The following is a 14070-nucleotide window of genomic DNA, read 5'->3' as shown; positions in this document are numbered from 1 at the left end:
CCGGCGAGAGGGTTTTTTCATGCCCGCGTACCGCTGACGTGCGGGCTTTCCCCCTCTCAAGGAGCACCTCCATGGACCTCGGTCTCACCTGCCCGCGTTTCCACTGGGACGGCGGCGACGCCGCCATCGCCGAGAGGTTCGCCGCCGTCGCCCGCGGTGCCGACCGCGCGGGCCTGCGCAGCCTGTGGGTGATGGACCACCTCTTCCAGATCCCGAACTTCGGCCGCGCCGAGGACCCGATGCTGGAGGCGTACGGGGCGCTGTCGTACGCCGCCGCCCTCACCTCGCGGGTGACGCTGGGCGCGCTGGTGACCTGCCCGGTGTACCGGGAGCCCGGCCTGCTGGTGAAGCAGGTCAGCACGCTGGACGCGCTGTCCGGTGGCCGGGCCGTGCTCGGCATCGGCGCCGGCTGGTACGAGGACGAGGCCCGCGGGCTCGGGCTGCGCTTCCCGCCGACGGCCGAACGGTTCGAGCGGCTGGAGGAGACCCTCCGGATCGCCCGCCAGATGTGGAGCGACGACAACGGCCCCTTCGAGGGCCGCCACTACCGCCTCGGACGGACGCTCAACGCGCCGCAGGCGAACCCACTCGTCCTGGTAGGCGGCAGCGGCGAGCGGCGGACGCTCCGCCTGGTCGCCCAGTACGCCGACGCCTGCAACCTGCTGTACGGCGCCGACGTCCCACACAAGCTGGGCGTGCTGCGCGCCCACTGCGAACGGCTCGGGCGGCCGTACGAGGAGATCGAGAAGACGCTGCACATGCGCGTGGCCGACGGGCAGAGCATGGCGGAGAGCGTCCGGCGCTGCGCGGAGCTCGCCGAGCAGGGCATCGACCACGTCATCGTGGCCGTCCCCGACCCGGCGGACGACAAGTGGCAGGCGTACGTGGGCGAGCTGGCGGAGCGCGTCGCCCCGATCACGGCGCGGGGCCGCTGACGCACGGGATGCGCAGGACGAAGCGGGCGCCCACGTCGGAGTCCTCGATGGTCAGGGTGCCGCCGTGGGCGTGGGCGATCTCGCGGGCGATGGGCAGGCCGAGCCCGGTGCCGCCGGCGTCGCGGCTGCGCGAGGCGTCCAGCCGGGTGAACCGCTGGAAGACGGCTTCGCGCTGGTCGGGCGCGATGCCGGCGCCGTCGTCGAGCACCTCGAGGACGCAGTCGCCGCCCTCCCGCCGCACGACCACGGTGATCTCGCGCTCGGCGTGCCGTTCGGCGTTGTCGAGCAGGTTGACCAGCAGCCGGGCCAGTTGCAGCGGGCTGCCCATGACGAACACGCCTTCCTGCAGCGAGGCGCGAACGGGCTTGCCGCGCTGCCGCATGGTCTCGTTGGTGACGAGTTCGGCGATGTCCACCGGCACGCGTTCTGCGGGGGCGTGGGCGTCGAGCTTGTTGAGGGTGAGCAGGTCGGTGACGATGGCCTGCAGCCGGTCGAGGCTGGCCAGCACCTCGCCGCCGACCTCCCGCCAGTCGGCGTCCTCTGGGTGCAGCAGGGCCTCCTCGACCTGCGCGCGCATCGCCGTGATCGGGCTGCGCAGGTCGTGGGAGGCGTCGGCGGCGAAGCGGCGCTGCAGCTCCATCGCCGACTCCTGCTGCTTCATCGCCGTGTGGAGCCGTTCGAGCGTGCGGTTGGCCGTCTCGGCGAGGTCTCGGATCTCGTCGTCGGACTCCGGGACGGGGATGTGCACGTCGCTGCGGCCCATGCTCATCTCGGACAGTCGCGCGGTGATGCCGCCGACGGGCGTGAGCGTCCTGGAGACGACGTGGGAGACGCCGATCCAGGTCAGCGCGACGAGCACCATCACGACGCCGACGTGGATGAGCAGCATCTGGATGCTGACGTACCAGGGGACGGCGGGGTCGAAGGCGTAGACGACCCAGGGGCCGTCCGGCTGGAAGGCGATCAGCGCCACGACGAGCTTGCACTGTCCGGGGAAGGCCGGCAGGTCGCAGAGCTCGGCCGTGTCGTTGGCCATGGTGCCGCGCGGGATCGAGGTCACCTGGCGCGGCTGCCCGGCCAGGCTGGGCGTGGACGAGACGGGCTTGCCGGCGGCGTTGACCACCTGAATGCCGTCGAGCCCGTCCTGATCGAGGACGGGGGGCAGCCGCTCGCGCTTGACCTCGAGGAGGACGCGTACGGCCTTGCCCGACAGGTCGTGCGTCCGGATGTCGGCGACCTCGCCGCGGATGCTGAGGATGGAGAACAGGCAGGCCACGAGGATCACCGCGAGCATGGCGAAGCTTGCGAGCAGCGCCAGGCGTGTCCGCAGCGAGTGACTCAACCGTGTGCTCAACCCGTCCCCCGCGACACAGAAGAACACGAGAACAACTATGGCCGCCAATTTCCGGCGATTCCCCCATAAAGCTGCCCTCGATAGCCGCCTACCCACGGTGAGCGACAGCAGATCACGGTCACGAACCGTACGCCGATCCGACCAATGGTGATGTTTCCTCCCAGCCACACCTTGAAGTACCCCTGCCCCATCGGCATAGTGGACGGGATCACCGGCACAACCGGCCGTGGCTGACATTTCTCGGGGGCGAGCGGGCCACGGCCACCCCCCAGGCGCACACCGTACGCGCGGAATTGGACATGATGCATGAGTTCGCCCCCGCCGCTCCGCACCAAGCTGCTCAGGATCCTCCTGCTCCCGCTCGTCTCCATGGTGGCGTTATGGGGGTTCATCGCGTACGCCAGCGTCGATGAGATCAGGACGATCTCGCAGACGCAGGACCGCTGGGAGGCCATCGGATCGCCCGTGCTGCGGCTCATCGTCGAGCTGCAGGGGGAGCGCCAGCTGTCGGCGGAGGCTCCGCGCGGAACGGCGACGCACGCGCCGCTGGCCGAGCAGCGGAAGGTCACCGACAGCCGGGTGGCGCGGCTGCGCGAGGTGATCGGGACGGTCGCCGCCAACCCCGACAGCGGCCAGCAGCCCGAGCAGGTACGCGCGATGATCCAGGCCCTCGACGGGCTCCAGGCGCTGCGCGCGGCCGCGGACGGAGGCGTGCTCGCACCGCCGCTGACGATCATCGAGGCGTACAACAACCTCATCGCCGTCGCCAATCAGCAGTTCAACGACCGCGACGCGCTGAGCAGCGTCTCCTCCTTCCAGGCGGTACGCGGCATGGCCGCCTACAGCACGGCCGCCGAGTATCTGGGCCGCGAGCACGCGGTGCTCACCAGCTCGATCGTGCAGCGCCGGATGACCTCGACCGACCGGGCCGCGTTCGTCGCCGCGATGACCGCCCGCCGGCTCGTGTTCGCCGACGCCGAGCGCGACGCCGGCCCCGCCCTGCGCGCGGAGTACGACAAGCTCGTGCAGAGCGCCGCGTACCAGCGGCTGGTGGCCGTCGAGGACGTCCTGTTCTCGTGGGACACCGGCGGCGCGCCGCCGGTCACCGCCGCCGCCTGGCGGACCGACGCCGAGGCCGTGCTGAACGCGATCAACCGCGGCACCCAGACCGAGCTGGTCCGCGCCGCCGCCGAGAGCGAGGCCTCGAAGGAGAGCGCGTACTGGCGGATCGGGCTGGTCGTGCTGTCGGGGCTGGCCGCGGTGCTGCTGTCGCTGGGCCTGTCGTACCGGTTCGGCCGTTCGCTGGTGAACGAGCTCAAGCGGCTGCAGGCGTCGGCGGTCGAGCTGGCCGAGCAGCGGCTGCCCCGGCTGGTCGAGCGGCTGCGGCGCGGCGACGACGTCGACCCGGCCACCGAGGCCCCCGTCCTGGAACCCGCCGACACGGCCGAGGTCGACCGCATGGTGGAGGCGTTCTCCGCGGTACGCCGCACCGCGGTCGAGGCGGCGGTGGGCCAGGCGGCCCTGCGCAAGGGCGTCGGCCAGGTCTTCCTCAACCTGGCCCGGCGCAACCAGGCGCTGCTGCACCGCCAGCTCGCGCTGCTCGACATCATGGAGCGCCGGGCGGAGGAGCCGGACGTCCTCGAGGACCTGTTCAAGCTCGACCACCTCACCACCCGCATGCGGCGGCACGCCGAGAACCTGATCATCCTGTCGGGCGCGACGCCCGCCCGCCGCTGGCACGAGCCGGTGCCGCTGTTCGACGTGGTACGGGCGGCGGTGCTGGAGGTCGAGGACTACACGCGGGTGAACGTCGTGCCGATGCAGCATCCCGCGCTGCTGTCCGGCCCGGCGGTCACCGACGTGATCCACCTGGTCGCCGAACTCGTGGAGAACGCCGCAGTCTTCTCCCCTCCGGACACGACCGTGTTCGTGCGCGGCATGACGGCGGCGAACGGCTACGCGATCGAGGTGGAGGACCGCGGCCTCGGGCTCAGCGAGGCCACCATCGCCGAGCTCAACGCCCGCCTGGCCGACCCTCCCGAGTTCGACCTGGCCGACAGCGACCGGCTCGGCCTGTTCGTGGTGGCCAGGCTGGCCGCCCGGCACGGCATCAAGGTGGTGCTGCGCCGCTCCCCGTACGACGGGACGACCGCGATCGTGCTGCTGCCGACCGCGCTGCTCTCCCCCGGCGGACCGCTCGCCGGCTCGGGAGGCGCATGGGGGACGGCGGGCCGCGCGACGCGGGCCATCGAAGCCGCCGCGGTCACGTCGTCCCCGAGGCGCGAACCGGCGAGCGGGATGGCGAACGGAGTGGCGGTCGTCGGCGAGCAGCCGCGCGCCACCTGGTTCGAGCCAGGACCGCCGCTGCGTCCCCCGGCCCCTCCCGCGGGCCCGCCGCCGGAGCGGCCGCGTCCGCCGACCGGGTGGAGCGTCACGGTGCCCGGCGACGAGGCGGACGAGGACCTCGACGGGCTGCCGATGCGCGTGCCGCAGGCCAGCCTCGCCCCGCAGCTGCGCGACAGCACCCTCACCGACCGGCGGTCGGTCCAGGAGCGCTCGCCGGAGGAACTCGCGCGGCTCATGTCGTCCATGCAACGCGGCTGGCAGCGGGGCCGCGGCCAGGCGGGTCATGACCACGACACCAGGAACGGAAAGGACGGCCACCCCGATGCCCGATCCCAGAACTGAACTGAGCTGGCTGCTCGACGACCTCACCCAGCAGGTCCCCGGCATCCGGCACGCCATCGTGCTGTCCTCCGACGGGCTGTCCATGGGCAGTTCCCGCCACCTGACCCGCGAGGACGCCGAACACCTGTCGGCCATCTCCGCCGGCACCCACAGCCTCGCGGCGGGCGCCGGCCGGCACTTCGGCCTGGGCGGCATCCGGCAGACCATCATCGAGCTGGAGGGCGGGTTCCTGTTCGTCACCGCGGCCGGGCAGGGCGCCCGGCTGGCCGTGCTCGCCTCGGCGGACGCCGAGCTTGGCCTGGTCACGTACGAGATGGCCCTCATGGTCAAGCGGGTCGGCGAGCACCTGACCGCCCAGCCGAGGGGGGCGGCACCGGCACCCGTCTGGAACGGCACGCGCCCGTGACGGACGAGGACCCGGGGCCACTCATCCGGCTGTTCGGGCTGACCAGGGGCCGGGCGCGCCCGCAGGGCGAGATGTTCGACCTGGTGGCCATCGTCACGACGGTGCTCGGCGGGCGCCCGCCCCACGACCTGCTCCCTGAGCACCACACCGTGCTGGCGCTGTGCCGCAGGCCCACGCCGGTGGCCGATGTCGCGGCGCACCTCGCGCTGCCGGTCAACGTCACGCGGGTGATCCTGGGCGACCTGCGGCGCGAGGGCCTGGTCACCATCGAACGCCCGCGCCCGGTCGCGCAGACGATCGACGTACGCATCTACAAGGAAGTGCTGGATGGCCTACGCAGCCTCTGAGCCGGGGACCACGGCGGTCGCGCCGGCCCTGGCCATCAAGATCCTCGTCGCGGGCGGCTTCGGCGTCGGCAAGACGACCATGGTCGGCACGATCAGCGAGATCCGCCCGCTGCACACCGAGGAGCTGCTGAGCGACCGCGGCATCGGCGTGGACGACACCTCCGGGGTCGAGACCAAGATCACAACCACGGTGGCGCTGGACTTCGGCCGCATCACGATCCGCGAGGGGCTCTGGCTCTACCTGTTCGGCACGCCGGGTCAGGACCGGTTCTGGTTCATGTGGGACGAGCTGGCGCTCGGCGCGCTCGGCGCGGTGGTGCTCGCCGACACCCGCCGGCTGCAGGACTGCTTCCCGGCCGTGGACTACTTCGAGCAGCGCGGGATCCCGTTCGTGGTGGGCGTGAACTGCTTCGAGGGCGCCCGCCGCCACGACCCGGTCAAGGTGCGGCGGGCACTGGGGCTGAACCCGTCGATCCCGATCGTGCTGTGCGACGTGCGGGAGCGCTCGTCGGTCAAGGAGGTGCTGACCACGCTGGTCACGTACGCGGTCGAGGGTTTCTGAGGCAGGGACGGCATTCCGGCGCTTGACGGGGGCGCCGGGAGCGCTTACGTTCCGGCCTATCGGTGAAATTATCGTGGCAAATCCGAAATTTTCGGAAAACCAGCCCGACTGCGGAGGTCAACCGGTGAAGCCCCTGCTCATCGCCCTCGCCCTCACCCTCGCCGCCCCCATGTTCGCGCACCCGCACCCGCACCCGGACCCGCACCAGCCCCGCGACCTGCGCGACGTCGCCAAACTCCACCGCATCGCGATCGGATCCGCCGTCGACATCGCGTCCCTGCACGCCGAGAAGGACTACCGCACGGTACTCAACCGCGAGTTCACCCACGTCACCGCCGAGAACGCGATGAAGTGGGAGTCGGTCGAGCCGGAGCGCGGCGTGTACACCTGGGCCGACGCCGACGCCCTGGTCGAGAACGCGCGCCGCAACCACCAGCAGGTCCGCGGCCACACCCTCCTGTGGCACAACCAGCTGCCCGCCTGGCTGACCTCCGGCGTCGCCGACGGCTCCATCGACGCCGCCGAGCTGCGCGAGATCCTGCGCGAGCACATCACCACCCAGGTCAAGCGCTACAAGGGCAAGATCAGGGCCTGGGACGTCGTCAACGAGGTCGTGGAGGAGGACGGCTCGCTGCGGCAGAGCATCTGGCTCACCCACCTCGGCCCCGGCTACATCGCCGACGCCTTCCGCTGGGCGCACCGCGCCGACCCGCACGCCAAGCTCTACATCAACGACTACAACCTCGAGTGGAACCAGCCGAAGATCGAGACGACGCTGTCGATCGTCAAGGACCTGAAGGCGCAGCGGGTGCCCATCCACGGCGTCGGCTTCCAGGGCCACCTCGGCATCCAGTACGACTACCCCGGCGACTGGGCGAACGTCATGCGCCGCTTCGCCGACCTGGGCCTGGAGATCGCCGTCACCGAGCTCGACGTCCGCATGGTGCTGCCCGTGACCCCCGACAAGCTCGCCACCCAGGCCGACTACTACCGCAGGGCCCTGGCCGACTGCGTCAGCGTCAAGGCGTGCAAGGAGCTGACCGTCTGGGGCTACACCGACCGGCACTCGTGGGTGCCCGGCTGGTTCGAGGGCGAGGGGGCCGCGTGCATCCTCGACGAGAACCTCGCGCGCAAGCCCGCGTACGACGCCCTGCTGGCGGTGCCCCGCCGGCGCTGACCCGCCTCCGCCCGGTCCCGTGTCAGGCGGGGCCGGGCGGCCCAGGGTCGAGACGCTGCAGCAGGCCGTAGACGAACCGGGCGCGGTGCCTCGACCCACCGTGGTCGAGGTCGACCGTCCAGTGCTGCGGTGCCGGGCCCTCCATCTGGACGGCGCCGGGGAAGCTCTCGCCCACGTCGGCCACGACGCACGTCCACGGGACGAGGTCGTCGAACGTCAGGGCCGCGGGGGCGCCCGGCCGGACGAACCACTGGTTCCACATCTCACCGCCCGGCCCGAGCAGCACCTCGAACTCAAGACCAGGGAAGGCCGGCAGCGGCCAGCGCAGCACCTCGCACCGCAGGCTCCCGGCCGGCCTGACCCCCCGGTACGGCGCGGGCCCGAGCGCCCGGCGCACCAGTGCGACCCCCTTCGGCCCGCGCGGGGCGTGCAGCGTCCGCGTCCACCGGGCGTGGGAGGCGCGCAGCTCGGCGCGGGTGGCTCCCATGGCGTCGAGAGCCTCGGCCACGCGTTCGGGGTTGAGGTCGCGCATGCGGTGCATCAACGCCAGCTGGAACTCCCGCACCCCGAAAACCATGCCACCAAGCATGCCGTCACCGCACCGCTGCGCGACACGGGTCAGCGGGCGCGGCGGTGCAGGAGCAGCATCGCGGCGTCGTCGAGGAGCGGGCCGCCCGTGTGCGCGACGAGGTCGGCGCGCAGCGCGTCGAGCGCGGCCTGCGGTTCCGCCCCCAGCACGAGCCTGGCGCGCTCGGCCAACGGGTAGAACGTTCCCGACGGGTCGCGCGCCTCGATGACCCCGTCGGTGAAGAACAGCACGCGGTCACCGCCCGTGAACGCGCTCCTGTGCCCCTTGGCCACCCCCACGTCGAACGCGCCGAGCCCCAGCGGCAGCGCGGGCTCGGGCGGCTCGATGCAGTGCGTCTCGCCGTCGGCGCGGATGAGGAGGGGCGGCGGATGGCCGAAGTTCACCAGCGACAGCGCGTCGTCGTGGATCTCGCCCACGATCGCGGTGACGAACTGCTCGCCGTTCAGGTGCCGGGCCAGGCTTGCCTCGAGCCGTTCCCCGATGTGGCCGAGGTCGGCCTCGTCGTACGCGGCCTCGCGGAAGGCGCCGAGCACCCACGCCGCTGTCTCCACCGCCGCGAGGCCCTTGCCCTGGACGTCGCCGATGAGCAGCCGCACACCGTGGGGTGTCGTGACGATCTCGTACAGGTCGCCGCCGATCTGGGACTCGGCCGAGGCGGAGGTGTAGGACAGGCCGACCCGCACGTCACCGGCGCGCCGCGGCACCGGGCGCAGCAGCACCCGTTGGGCGGCCTCGGCCACCCGGCGGACGCTCGCGAGCTCGCGTTCGCGCTGCAGGCGCAGCCGGCTGGCCAGCATGCTGGCCGCCGTCACCCCCGCGATGCTGACCATCGTGAGGTTGTTCTCCCAGGTGAACAGCACGTCGTTGCGCATCGCCATCGGCACGCAGATGGCCAGCGCGACCGCGCCCACCATGGCGGTACGCCGCACCCCGCCGGACAGCGAGGCGAAGGCGGGACCGAGCGTGAGCAGCGGCAGGAACACCAGGGACCGTCCCGCCAGCAGGTCGACCATCGCGACCGCGAACATGACGACGAACGGTAACCAGCGCAGGATCCGCAGCGACTTCATCCGACCCCCGAGCCGTGCAACAACTGTCGTCCCACGTACCAGCATCCCCTAGAGGCGACGCCGCCCTCAAGCACTCACCTCAACCAACGCCCTGGAGGCGCTCACCGGCCCGGCGCGTTGCGTTCGCGCCAGAGCGAACGGTGCCGGTCGGCGGCGTCCTTGGCCAGCTCCAGGGATGCGGCGTCCACGCGTTCGTCGGCCCACGCGTCGAGGCGGGCGACCATGAGCTCGACGAAGTGCTCGCCGGGCGCGGTGAGCCGCCCGCTGTCGAGGATGGTCCGCCCCACCTGGCGGGCCCCGTCGCGCCATCGGGCGAACTCGGCGCCCGCGCGGACCGCCTCCTCGCCCTCCTCCTGGTGGCGCTGGCGGCGCCAGAAGTCGGTGACGGCGAGGTAGGCGTAGGCGCCCTGGAGCAGCCCGCCGATGGGACGGGGGTCGGGACGCCAGGGCGCGTAGTGCAGGGACCCGTCGTCGGGCTCGGTCAGGGCGACGATGTCGAGCACGGCCGAGAGCTTCGCGTGGGCGGTCTCGTGGACGAGGGTGACGGCCAGCGCGTGGCCGTCGGGCGGCGTCGACAGCGCGATGCAGCCGAACGTCTCGCGGGAGGTGGCGCTGGACAGCCCCTGCGCCGGCGCGGACAGCGGGGTGAACACCCTGATGGCGCTCGCCACTTCCTGCGCGGCCACGCGGTGGTGGCCGGCCAGCAGGTGCCAGCCGTCGTCGAGCAGGTGCTGCCAGTGCCGCGACTCGTGCTCGGTCAGCCGGCCGCGCGCGTTGCTCAGCCCGGGGGCCCGGTAGGGGTCGACGTCGTCGACGACCACGTCGAGCCGGACACCCGCGGCCTCGGCCGACAGCGGGCGCAGGCCGTACCAGCCCGGTACGTTCTCGTCGAGCCGGACGATCTGCCCGCCCGCGCTGACCTCGGCGCCCTCGGCGGAGCAGTGGACGGTCGCCGCGCTGCCGGTGACGGTCACCTGTCCCAGCGACGGCAGCGTGAGGAACCCGTCGATGACGGGCACGTCGACCTCGCAGGTGATGCCGGCCCGGATCGCGGCGGCGGCGGCCAGCGCGGCGAGCTGCTCGGGTACGTCGAGCGTGCGGATCGTGTGGCGGGCCCAGGCGCCGACCGAGGGGTGGCGCAGCACCGCGTCGACCGCCTCGGGGTGTTCGCGCTGGACGGCGTCGAGCAGGTCGTAGGCCCGGCGCACCGCGGCCTCCGCCGGGTGACCGCCCTGTTTGGCGGCGTCGAGCACGCCTCTGACCAGCAGCAGGTGCTTGCTGTACTGGCCGCGGGCCAGCCACTCGATCGTCTCGGGCCCGCCGCCGCCCGTGGCGAGGTCGGTGAACATGTCCACCGGTACGCGGTGTTCCGTCAGGTTCATCGGGCTTCCTTGTGGTCGGTCAGGGCGAGATCCGCTGCGGCCGCGCCCACGTCGGCTCGGACGACGTCGCCGATGTGGGTGATCAGGCGCAGGAGGTCGGGGCAGTAGACGGACGGGTTGCGGAAACCGCTGCCCGGTCTGTAGCGGTGGGCGTAGTGGCCGCCCCCGCACACCTTCCGCACCGGGCAGGCGGCGCACTGCCCGGCGAGCGCCAGTGCCCCGATCTGGCGCGCGGCCACCCCGGGCAGGCGCAGCGCGTCGTCGAAGGAGTCGTGCTGGAGGTGCAGCCCGGTGGAGGGGGCTCCCTGGTACGCCACCTTGAGGATGTCGCTCAGCTCCAGCTGCCCGTCGGTCTCCACCACGACCATCGCGGCCGGGGAGAGACCCACCTGCTCGGTGGTGGAGGCGCCGCCGAGGAGCAGCAGCAGGATCTCGTCGAACAGCCGCACGCCGGCCGGGCGCGTGCGGTACCACTCGTCGAAGATCGCGATGAGCCAGTCGGCGTACGGCGTCGCCGTGGTCCTGACCGGCGGGGCCGCCCAGGTGGCGTGCGGCAGCAGGAAGTCGATCGTGGGCGGGGCGAACGCCAGCAGGGCCCGGTAGGTCTCGATCGGGTCGGTGGCCGGGTCGGCGGCGCAGAGCAGGCCGCGGAACACCATGCGGTACCGCGGCGAGGCCAGCCGCTCCAGGGCGGCGGCGACGCGGGCGTGGCTGCCGCGGCCGTCCGGGGTGCGCCGCCAGCGGTCGTGCGCCTCGGCCGTGCCGTCGAGGCTCACGCCGACACCCACGTCGAGCTCGGCGAACAGGTCGAGGAAGCGGTCGTCCAGCAGGGTGCCGTTGGTCTGCGTCACCACCTCGACCCGGGCCGGGATCTCGGCGCGGAGCGTCCGGACGAGGTCGCCCGTCCACTCAGGGCCGGCCAGCAGCGGTTCACCGCCGTGCAGGACGATCTCGACGGACGCGAGCCCGTGGGTCTCGACGTGCTCGGCGATGCGGGAGGCGGCCAGCTTGACGGTGTCGGGTGTCATCCGCCGGGGCTGGTCGCGCCAGCTCTGGTCGGCGTGCTCGTAGACGTAGCAGTAGGCGCACGCCAGGTCGCAGCGACTGTGGATCTTGAGGATGAACTGGCGGAAGGGCGTCGGCCGCCAACCCCCGGTCAGCAACGCTGCGACGTCGAGCGTCGCCGGCCACTCAGGCACTGGGTTCAAGGCCCCTCCGCGAGGCACTCAGCAGATGCTCGCCAGCATAGTCGCGTCAGGAGGAATCGCTCAGCAATTGCCGGGCCCGGGGAATCAGGTGTGGCGGAAGCTTGGACAGCATGCTCGCGAGCACGGCCGACGCGGCCCGGACCTTCAGGCGCATCAACGCCTGGACGAGCACCAGCTGCGCCTCCGGGTCGCCCGGCGCCCGCGACAGCGCCGCGTCGGCGTGTCTCATGGCCGAGGCCCAGTCCTCGCGCTCGAGCGCCAGCTTGGCCTGCGCGGTGAGCACGCGTGAGACCCCGTCGAAGCGCTGTTCCTGGGCGTAGCAGGCGGCGGCCTCGGCGAAGTGCCGCTCGGCCGCCTCCGGTTCGGCGTTCGCGGCCGCGATGAGGCCGAAGATCTCCTCGGTCTCACCGCGTACCCACGGGTCTCCGACCGCGGAGGCGCGGACCGCTTCGGTGGCGTAGCGGCGTGCCTGCTCCCAGTTGGACTCCTCCAGGGCGGCGCGGGCGCGGGCGAGATAGGCGTCGGCGTCCTCGAGGCGGGCGACGGTCTGGATGAGACGGTCGTGACGCAGCTCGTACCAGCGCAGGTTGAGCCGCAGCTCGGTGCGGAGCAGGTTGTGCTCGACCAGGGCGGCGGCGACGGCGTTGGGCATGCCCTGGGTCTGCGCGAGCCCTTCGTAGACGCTGTTCCTGGTGGCGTGCTCGGTGATGAACGTCCGCCGCAGCCACAGGCGGATGTCGCTCTCGGGGACGCCGCACTGCCGCGAGACCGCGGCGAGGGCCCGGTCGCAGTAGCCGGTGAGGAAGCGGTCGATGTTGCCGTACGTCCGCGTGTGCTCGGGCTCGATCACGGTGACGGAGGCGGGCAGCGACTCCCAGAGGGCCGCGCAGTTGATCTGCAGCTCGAACGGGTCGACGAGGCCGTAGGTGACCTGGGACAGCAGCCCGTCCTCGTCGAGCAGCCCGGCCCGGTGCACGCCCTCGACCAGCAGCTCGGCCGCGCCGGGCGCGTAGCTTCGCCCGGTGCGGGCCACGGGGGCCGTGACCGCCTCCAGTGCCGCCTCCGCGGTGAACGGCAGCAGGTGGAAGCGCGTGCGCGAGCCCCGGCCGAAGGCGCGCTCGTACGGGATGACCTGGTACAGGAACTCCTCGCGCAGCGAGAGCAGCAGGTGCAGCCGGTCGTGGTCGTTGAGCGCCTCGGCGAGCTGGCGCAGCATCTCGCCCTGCTCGGCGCCCAGCGAGACGCGGCCGTGGAACATCTCCTCCGCCTGGTCGATCGCGACGAGGACGGGAACGGGGTCGCCGTACTCGTCGTGCCGGGTGGGGTGGACCTCGCTGAGGAACCGGGAGATCGTGAGCTCGGCCAGCCGGGCCGGGTCCTCGTCCGGCGCCCAGCACGACAGCAGCGCGGTGACGTAGGGGTTGCCCGGCCCCGGGGTGCGGGGCGTGATGCGGGCCACGGGCAGCTGGTCGACCCGCTCGTGGTCGAGGCGGGGCAGCACGCCGGCGCTCAGCAGCGAGGTCTTGCCGACGCCGGAGGCGCCGTACAGGACGGTCAGGCCGGCGGCCTGCCAGAGGGTGGCGACCTGGCGGGCCTCCTTGGTGCGGCCGTGGAACAGCGGGTGCTCGTCACGGCCGAAGGGACGCAGGCCGACGTAGGGTCCGCTGTCTGTCATGACGCTCCCATCCTGGTGCGCAGTTCGTGAAAGAACCGTTCGCCGGAGCCGATGAAGATCGAGATGTTCCAGCCGTCCAGGTACTGCTTGAGGTACTTCGTCGCGCGTTCCTCGGCGTCGGCGTTGCCGTTCAACGTGGTGACGAGCTGGACGCTGATGCTCCTGCGGGTGCGCCGGAGCTTGCTCAGCAGGCTGCTGTAGAGCACGCGGAACGCCCAGTCCTGGAGGCTGTAGCCGATCATCAGCAGCGGCGAGCCGGTGATCGCGTCGACCACCTGCTCGGGCAGCGGCATCGGCTCACCCGACGCCGCCGCGCTCACCATGCCGTGCTGGTAGTCGATGAAGTCGTCGTCGGTGAGCACGATCTCGTCGGGGTTGTCCCAGTTGCCGTGGAGGTGGTAGACGAGCGGGCGTCCGGGGGTGGGGTCGACGACCTCGGACCCGTAGGACCTGCCGAGGACCAGGCGGGAGGCGGCGACCTGGGGGTCTCTGGCGACGCCGCGCAGGGCTTCGGCCATGAGGTTGTCGTAGTTGGTCGTGAGGAACGTCTTGATGGGGAAGCGCGCGAGCTCGACGTGCGGGTCGAGGACGTCCGCCGGAGGAGGCGCCTCCGCGAGATAGTGCTCCAAATGTCGGCATATGTCGCGTTTGACCTCGATAGGGTCACCTAAATGCGT

Annotated in this window: 13 protein-coding genes; 6 read left to right on the top strand and 7 right to left on the bottom strand. The window is 72.1% G+C overall.

What is annotated here, in order from left to right:
- Positions 1-71: 71 nt before the first annotated feature.
- On the top strand, positions 72-935 hold the full coding sequence (locus tag BLR04_RS08110; protein WP_090761278.1) for an LLM class F420-dependent oxidoreductase: 864 nt from the start codon (positions 72-74) through the stop codon (positions 933-935).
- Here BLR04_RS08110 and BLR04_RS08105 read toward each other — a convergent pair.
- Positions 916-2289, bottom strand: a complete 1374-nt coding sequence (locus BLR04_RS08105) for a sensor histidine kinase (protein ID WP_245740106.1) — start codon at positions 2287-2289, stop codon at positions 916-918. The two genes, BLR04_RS08110 and BLR04_RS08105, sit on opposite strands and share 20 nt — an antisense overlap.
- A 306-nt stretch (positions 2290-2595) precedes the next feature.
- On the opposite strand from BLR04_RS08105, the gene BLR04_RS08100 reads away from it, so the two are divergent.
- The 5 genes from BLR04_RS08100 to BLR04_RS08080 all read left to right on the top strand — a co-directional run bounded on the left by BLR04_RS08100 (position 2596) and on the right by BLR04_RS08080 (position 7469).
- Positions 2596-4977 (top strand): sensor histidine kinase, encoded by a 2382-nt coding sequence (locus tag BLR04_RS08100; RefSeq protein WP_090761276.1) that lies wholly within the window; start codon positions 2596-2598, stop codon positions 4975-4977.
- Positions 4958-5383, top strand: a complete 426-nt coding sequence (locus BLR04_RS08095; RefSeq protein ID WP_090761274.1) for a roadblock/LC7 domain-containing protein — start codon at positions 4958-4960, stop codon at positions 5381-5383. Before BLR04_RS08100 ends, BLR04_RS08095 begins: the two co-directional genes overlap by 20 nt.
- Positions 5380-5730, top strand: coding sequence for a DUF742 domain-containing protein (locus BLR04_RS08090; RefSeq protein ID WP_245740105.1), 351 nt, complete (start codon positions 5380-5382; stop codon positions 5728-5730). Before BLR04_RS08095 ends, BLR04_RS08090 begins: the two co-directional genes overlap by 4 nt.
- Positions 5711-6292, top strand: coding sequence for a GTP-binding protein (locus BLR04_RS08085; RefSeq protein WP_090761270.1), 582 nt, complete (start codon positions 5711-5713; stop codon positions 6290-6292). The genes BLR04_RS08090 and BLR04_RS08085 overlap by 20 nt, the downstream gene beginning before the upstream one ends.
- 124 nt (positions 6293-6416) lie before the next feature.
- Positions 6417-7469, top strand: a complete 1053-nt coding sequence (locus BLR04_RS08080) for an endo-1,4-beta-xylanase (protein WP_218128762.1) — start codon at positions 6417-6419, stop codon at positions 7467-7469.
- A gap of 22 nt (positions 7470-7491) precedes the next feature.
- Here the strand turns inward: BLR04_RS08080 and BLR04_RS08075 are convergent, their stop codons facing one another.
- The 6 genes from BLR04_RS08075 to BLR04_RS08050 form a co-directional block, all read right to left on the bottom strand.
- Positions 7492-8046: a hypothetical protein gene (locus BLR04_RS08075; protein ID WP_090761268.1), complete on the bottom strand. Its 555-nt coding sequence runs from the start codon at positions 8044-8046 to the stop codon at positions 7492-7494.
- A 41-nt stretch (positions 8047-8087) separates the two neighbouring features.
- On the bottom strand, positions 8088-9128 hold the full coding sequence (locus BLR04_RS08070) for a PP2C family protein-serine/threonine phosphatase (RefSeq protein ID WP_090761267.1): 1041 nt from the start codon (positions 9126-9128) through the stop codon (positions 8088-8090).
- A gap of 101 nt (positions 9129-9229) precedes the next feature.
- On the bottom strand, positions 9230-10510 hold the full coding sequence (locus tag BLR04_RS08065; RefSeq protein WP_090761265.1) for an HEXXH motif domain-containing protein: 1281 nt from the start codon (positions 10508-10510) through the stop codon (positions 9230-9232).
- On the bottom strand, positions 10507-11709 hold the full coding sequence (locus BLR04_RS08060) for an FxsB family cyclophane-forming radical SAM/SPASM peptide maturase (RefSeq protein WP_090761263.1): 1203 nt from the start codon (positions 11707-11709) through the stop codon (positions 10507-10509). The genes BLR04_RS08065 and BLR04_RS08060 overlap by 4 nt, the downstream gene beginning before the upstream one ends.
- Before the next feature lie 55 nt (positions 11710-11764).
- The gene (locus BLR04_RS08055; protein ID WP_090761261.1) at positions 11765-13393 is read right to left on the bottom strand and encodes a tetratricopeptide repeat protein; all 1629 of its coding nucleotides are present in this window, start codon (positions 13391-13393) and stop codon (positions 11765-11767) included.
- The gene (locus BLR04_RS08050; RefSeq protein WP_176902996.1) at positions 13390-14022 is read right to left on the bottom strand and encodes an SIR2 family NAD-dependent protein deacylase; all 633 of its coding nucleotides are present in this window, start codon (positions 14020-14022) and stop codon (positions 13390-13392) included. The genes BLR04_RS08055 and BLR04_RS08050 overlap by 4 nt, the downstream gene beginning before the upstream one ends.
- Between the last annotated feature and the right edge of the window lie 48 nt (positions 14023-14070).

This window comes from Nonomuraea maritima, from assembly GCF_900100395.1.
Taxonomy (GTDB): Bacteria; Actinomycetota; Actinomycetes; order Streptosporangiales; family Streptosporangiaceae; genus Nonomuraea; species Nonomuraea maritima.
This window is presented reverse-complemented; position numbering and strand designations above follow the sequence as displayed.